Below are 6,176 nucleotides of genomic sequence, written 5' to 3' on the forward strand. Positions count from 1 at the left end.
ACTTCGACTGACTTGCACATTCTCTGCAGAATGTGCACAGCGCGAGGGAAATGCAGCACCCCCTTTGGTGGCTGGCGCCACCACCTTTACCCAAAGGGAAGCGTGTCACTGGATTCTCAGTCGCCTATCGGCTCCTTACAGCACGGCTATCACCGACTCACGATAATTTGCGCGTCGCTTTGCTCCTACAAATTATGTTCGCTGGTGTGACTCCAGTTCCTTTGCCACCCCGCAAGCGGGGGCACAACAACCCGCTTGAAACATAACGAAGCTTATGAGAAAAAGAGAAAGCGTAGAGAGGCTTATTCTGCCCCCTGAATAGGGGTGGCAAGCGAACGAAATTTGTAGGGAGCCGCTAGGCGACTGAAAATTTCGTGAGACGCTTTCCCGTGGAGAAGTCCGGCGCAGCCGGATAGGGGGTGGCCACCGAAGGTGGCCAATTTGGCAGAATGTTTAGCGTGATTTATGCAGCAGGAGGAGACTCCCGTAACGCAGGCTTCTTTCTCAGAAAGGAGCTGGGCGAAGCCCTGAGGATAGGTCAGAATTTTAAGATAGGCGTAGACCTATCCTCCGTCGCCTCCGGCGACACCTCCTTCCTGAGGAAGGAGGCTTTCGAACTTCGTCATGCAGCACTGAAGACACAAAAGCAAATCCCGTAACGCCCTTGCCCACCCCTGTTTAAGGGGTGGGTGGCGAGCGCAGCGAGCCGGAAGGGGTCAGCCGTAAGGCATATAAGATTTGCGGCGAAGCCGCCACCACCACCCTCGGGCCTGAAAGGCCCGTCCCCCTTTGGCGGCTGACGCCACCACCTTTCCCCCGCAGTTCGGTCGGGCAGATAAAAGGAAAGCGCCTTAATGGGCAGGCTAGGCGCCTTACTTTGCCCGACTTGCACATCCTATGCAGGATGTGCACAGTGGACAACACCTGCTTTATACATAGCGCAACTTATGAGGAGAGGACAAGTATAGAGAGGCCCTATTCTGCCCCCTGAATAGGGGGAAGTCCGGCGCAGCCGGATAGGGGGTGGCCACCGCAGGTGGCCAAATCAGCAGAATGGTACATGAGAGATGAGATATAAGTGCTTTTCCCGTTCCGGCATCTCCCCCTTTGGTGCCTGCGGCACCACCTTCCCCCCGCAGGCGGGGGGACAACAACCCGCTTTATACATAGCGCAACTTATGAGGAGAGGACAAGTATAGAGAGTCCTATTCTGCCCCCTGAATAGGGGGAAGTCCCGCGAAGCGGGATAGGGGGTGGCTGTGGAGGTCCTGCATAGGACCTCCAAGTCAGCCGAAGTTGGCCTCTAGCCTGCCCAATAAGAGGCCTTCCTTTTAGTCGGCTGACCGATTGGGGAGGTGGGCGCCTTGCGGCGCCATTATAAATGCCGCCTGTCGGCGGCGAAAACCTTTACAACCGGGCTTCGCCCGGGGACAACAAGCCAACCGCCCTTACGGGCGTCGGAAAAGAGTTTCCCCCTTGCCCGCTTCGCGGGACTTCCCCCGCAAGCGGTGGCAGAACAAAGCTCCGCTAATCATTTTTCTCAAAAGTTGCTCTACATTAAGCACGGGTTGTAGTCCCACCGCACAGCGGGGGGAAGGTGGTACGTAGTACCAAAGGGGGAGAGTGCACAGGGTTCAGTGGGGGTGGTAGGTCGTATTCCCGAAGGGGCCTGCCACTGCGCGGCAGAGGGGCATATGGCATCCATCGGGCCTGACGGCCCTCGGTGCCAAGGGTTGTATAGAAGGGTTGCATCGCTTCGCTCAGGGGAAAGGCCTCGGTGGGCGCGCAGCTGCATGGCGGCTGGGATCGAGGATCGAAGATCGGGACCTTGGTGGGCGCCTCTTAAATAATGAAGGGCGCCAGTATGTATAAAACCTTTACAACCGCCCTTGCGGGCGTGGGAAAACCATGCAACCGCGCCTGCGGCGCGTGGAAATGCACCCCTTCTGCCGCCTTCGGCGGCGTCTCCCCCGGAGGGGGAGATTCTAGCGGCTCTGTATTTAGTGCAACTTATGGGGAGAAGGTTCCTCGCGGGTTGTTGTGCCCCCGCACAGCGGGGGAAAGGTGGTGCCGTAAGGCACCAAAGGGGGGGGGAGGCCACCGGAGGTGGCCAATTCAGCAGAATGTTCAGCGTGATTTATACAGCAGGAGGGAAATCCCGTAACGTAAGGCTCCTTCCACAGGAAGGAGCTGCCCGATAGGGCTGAGGATAGGTCCGAATAATTGGCATAAAGCACTGGTGATACAAAAGTCAATCCCCGTAACGCTGAATATATAATTATTGCCGCCTTCGGCGGCAATCTACCACCCTCAGCGGCGAAGCCGCTGTCGCCCCCTGAGCGCATGCGAACACAACCCGCCTGCGTTAGCAGGCCATAACCTTCGCCTCTGAACCCTCTGAACCTTTTCCCACACCCTCTGAACCCGGGCCGCAGAGCGGTCCTATATGATATAATTATTATACAGCTTCTTTATACGAGGCACATGCAAGTTAAATTTTATTGGCTGATACAAGAAAATAGATGAAATATCAGTTCCTTGATACGAGAGGAGAATGTATGAAACCGGTGAATTTATATTTCCTTCATCACAGCGGATTTATGGTGGAGCTGGAGAAGGTGATTCTTGTTTTTGATTATTACCTGGACCCGGCGGGCCATGTGGAGAAAAAGCTGCAGGAAACGGATAAGGCGGTCTATTTCTTTGTTTCCCATGTGCATGGGGACCATTTTAATCCGTCTATCCGGAAGTTTGAAAGCCGGGTGTCCGGTTATTTCCTTCACCGGGACTGCTGGCTGGTTCTTCAAAATGACAGTCTTCTGCATATGATGGACGTGGGGGACAGTGTGGAAGAGGACCCTCTTTCGGTACATATGTACGGATCCACCGATGCCGGCGGTTCTTTCATGGTGGAGGCCGAGGGCCTTCGTGTTTTCCATGCCGGCGACCTGAACTGGTGGCACTGGGCAGGGGAAGGAGACGGGGATAACCGGGACGCCCGGAGTGCTTTCTTCCATGAGCTTTCCCTGATTAAGGAAAAATCGGTGGATCTGGCCTTCATCCCAGTGGACGCCAGGCAGCAGGTGGCCAGGGAGTGGGGCGTGAAGCAGTATCTTTCCCATTTCACCGCCGGTCTTCTTGTTCCCATGCATTTCTTCGGACAGCGCTGGGCGCCGTCTTATGAATTCCAGTGGCTCTTTCCGGACCAGGAGATGTGGATTCCTGCCGGTGATGGAGATACTGTGAGGAAAACATTATGATTTCCATGACCTGGATTTACATTATGCTGCTCATGCTGGTGGGAAGTTTTATCCTCCAGATGGTGCCCCTTCTAATATATTTTCCTGCGGTGCTGGTGGTGAATATCCTCATTTTCATCATCGCTTTTATCCTGATCCGGAGAGACCCTTACGTGGAAAAAAGGGGAAATATCCTTTTCATGGCAGGCCTCACGGTGATTAATATCCTTACCGACCTGGGCATCCTTTCCTACCTCATGTCCTGGGCTGCTTTCGCCGCGCTGGTGGTGTGGTCCATGTTCGGCGGCGGGCGAAAGGATTAAATCAGTCGATTTCATCGTTTCCGCGGTTTCGGCAACTTGACAATAATTTATAAAAATTTTAGAATGGAAACAGGTGCTGAACCAATGAACATTCCTTTTACGGTTTGATTCTGATTTTATATATAAAGCTCCTGCGCATCACGAAATTAAGGAAGCACTGATTAATTCATAGAGTCTGCTTTTATAAGAATTTTTATGCACTGCTTCGTCATGGGACTCCTTAAATAGCTCGCTATTTGCGGCACCTCATTCCTCGCATTGCATAAAAATTCTAGAATGAAAGCAGACAACGATTTAATCAGCGCTTCCTTAGCGGGGGCTTTCTCCCCATGGGATAAAATATTCATTCAACAAGGAAATCCATCTGCTTCAGCCTGGGAAAGTATTTCTCTCGAGATTCTGTGGATTTCCTTTTTGCATGGGCAGAAGAGTATCCTGAAAGAAGAGAGGACGATTTTCCTATATCCCTCCGGAGAGGGATGCTTTGTTTATTTTTTATCTGTAGATATAGAAATATCAGAAAGAGAGAGGTGAACCATTTGACACTGGATGAAGTTTTACTTTACGTCATAGTAGGCTGCATCGTGGCGGCAGCTGTAGGTGCCGGCATCGGTTACATGCTCCGCAAGCGTATTGCAGAAGCCCGCATCGGCTCTGCAGAAGAAAAGGCCCGCCAGATTGGCGAAGAGGCCAAGAAAATGCTGGACAATGCTTCCAGAGAAGCGGAAACGCTGAAAAAGGAAACCATTGTACAGACCCGCGAAGAAATCCATAAGCTTCGTGAAGACGTGGAACAGGAGAACAAACAGCGCCGTGATGAACTGCAGAAGTACGAACAGCGTCTGGTCCAGAAAGAGAACAATCTGGACTGGAGGAGCGGCAATCTGGAACAGCGCGAATCCCAGCTGGACAAGAAGGAAAGCCAGGTAAAAGCGCAGAAAGAAAAACTGAACGGTCTCTATGAACAGCAGCAGAAGAAGCTGGAAGAAATCTCCCAGCTCTCCAGCGAACAGGCTAAGGACATGATTCTTTCCAGAGTGGATGAAGAACTGACCCACGAAAAGGCAGTCCGTATCCGCAGTGCTGTGGAAGAAGCCAAGAACACCGCTGATGTGAAGGCAAGGGAAATCATTGCCGCCGCTATCCAGCGCAACGCTGCAGATACGGTTTCGGAAACCACCGTTTCTGTAGTATCCCTGCCAAACGAAGAAATGAAAGGCCGTATCATCGGCCGTGAAGGCCGGAATATCCGCGCCATCGAAACCCTGACCGGCGTAGATCTTATCATCGATGACACACCGGAAGCAGTCATCCTTTCCTGCTTCGATCCCATCCGCCGCGAAGTGGCAAGACTGGCACTGGAAAGCCTTGTAAAAGATGGACGCATCCATCCTGCCCGCATCGAAGAAGTGGTGGCCAAGACAAAGAAAGATGTGGAAAAAGCCATCCGTGAAGCCGGTGAACAGGCAGTCATGGAATGCGGTATCCGCAGCATGAATCCGGAACTGGTGAAAATCCTGGGCCGTTTGAAATACCGTACCAGCTACGGCCAGAACGTGCTCCAGCACTCCATCGACACCTCCTATTTCGCAGGCATTATGGCCGGTGAGATAGGAGCCAACGTGGAACTGGCCAGAAGGGCAGGCCTCCTCCATGATATCGGCAAGGCCGTAGACCGTGAACAGGAAGGCACCCATGTGGAACTGGGCGTAGAACTGGCCCAGAAATATCATGAACCGCCGGAAGTTATCAATGCCATCGCCTCCCACCACGGAGACACGGAAGCCACCTGCGTGGAATCTGTATTGGTGGCAGCAGCCGACGCCATTTCCGCTGCCCGCCCCGGCGCCCGCCGCGAAACCCTGGAAAACTATATCAAACGTCTCACCAAACTGGAAGACATTGCCAAATCCTTCCCCGGTGTGGACAACTGCTATGCCATCCAGGCAGGCCGCGAGCTGAGAGTCATTGTGAAACCGGAAAAGGTGTCGGAAGACCAGTCTACCATCCTGGCCCACGATATTGCAGCAAGAATCGAAAAAGAACTGCAGTACCCGGGACAGGTCAAAGTAGTGGTTATCCGCGAAACCAGAGCCACCGATTTTGCCAAATAATCTAAAAAAGCTGTGAAGAAATGCCCTGCATTTCCTCACAGCTTTTTTGCATTCCTATGAAGACATGGGGCTATCGACTGTTGGCCTTTATGGACACGCCCTGCAGGCGTGAGGGTTCAAAGGGTTCGGCCCGCTAAAAGCGGGCTGGTTCAGAAGGTTCAAAGGGGAAGGTGGGCGCCACTTAAAAAATAAAGGGCGCCATTATGATAAAACCATACAACCGCCCTTGCGGGCGAGGGAAAAGAGGCACCCCCTTTGGTGGCTGCGCCACCACCTTTACCCAAAGGGAAGCATGTCACTGGATTTTCGGGTCGCTTTGTTCCCCTACAAATCCAGTTCCTTTGCCACCCCTGTTCAGGGGGCACTATGGACGCTTGCCAATGTGACACATGACTCTACCGGAAAGCGTAGAGCAGTTTATTCTCCCCCCTGAATAGGGGTGGCAAGCGAACACGATTCGTAGGGGAGCGGTAGCGACCTGAGAATCGTGTGAGACGCTT

General features: G+C 53.1%; 5 protein-coding genes. All 5 read left to right on the top strand.

Translation table 11 applies throughout. From position 1 onward, the window contains the following. Window positions 1-449: 449 nt before the first annotated feature. A complete protein-coding gene (locus Q0482_RS09120; RefSeq protein WP_299145648.1) occupies window positions 450-659 on the top strand; it encodes a hypothetical protein in 210 nt (69 codons plus the stop codon). A gap of 1,863 nt (window positions 660-2,522) precedes the next feature. Next, window positions 2,523-3,260: an MBL fold metallo-hydrolase gene (locus Q0482_RS09125; RefSeq protein WP_299145650.1), complete on the top strand. Its 738-nt coding sequence runs from the start codon at window positions 2,523-2,525 to the stop codon at window positions 3,258-3,260. Next, on the top strand, window positions 3,257-3,562 hold the full coding sequence (locus Q0482_RS09130; RefSeq protein WP_296982216.1) for a hypothetical protein: 306 nt from the start codon (window positions 3,257-3,259) through the stop codon (window positions 3,560-3,562). The genes Q0482_RS09125 and Q0482_RS09130 overlap by 4 nt, the downstream gene beginning before the upstream one ends. A 276-nt stretch (window positions 3,563-3,838) precedes the next feature. After that, window positions 3,839-4,096 (top strand): hypothetical protein, encoded by a 258-nt coding sequence (locus Q0482_RS09135; protein ID WP_299145652.1) that lies wholly within the window; start codon window positions 3,839-3,841, stop codon window positions 4,094-4,096. 5 nt (window positions 4,097-4,101) lie between these two features. After that, window positions 4,102-5,676, top strand: a complete 1,575-nt coding sequence (gene rny, locus Q0482_RS09140; protein WP_299145656.1) for a ribonuclease Y — start codon at window positions 4,102-4,104, stop codon at window positions 5,674-5,676. Window positions 5,677-6,176 lie beyond the last annotated feature (500 nt).

Origin of the sequence: uncultured Dialister sp., assembly GCF_937959425.1 — a bacterium.
Lineage (GTDB): Bacteria > Bacillota > Negativicutes > Veillonellales > Dialisteraceae > Dialister.

What these genes read in the sequence shown, in the direction of transcription:
- Q0482_RS09135 (WP_299145652.1), top strand. Translation starts at nt 3,839, where the DNA reads ATGAAAGCAGACAACGATTTAATCAGCGCTTCCTTAGCGGGGGCTTTC.
- Q0482_RS09125 (WP_299145650.1), top strand. Translation starts at nt 2,523, where the DNA reads ATGAAATATCAGTTCCTTGATACGAGAGGAGAATGTATGAAACCGGTG.
- Q0482_RS09130 (WP_296982216.1), top strand. Translation starts at nt 3,257, where the DNA reads ATGATTTCCATGACCTGGATTTACATTATGCTGCTCATGCTGGTGGGA.
- Q0482_RS09120 (WP_299145648.1), top strand. Translation starts at nt 450, where the DNA reads ATGTTTAGCGTGATTTATGCAGCAGGAGGAGACTCCCGTAACGCAGGC.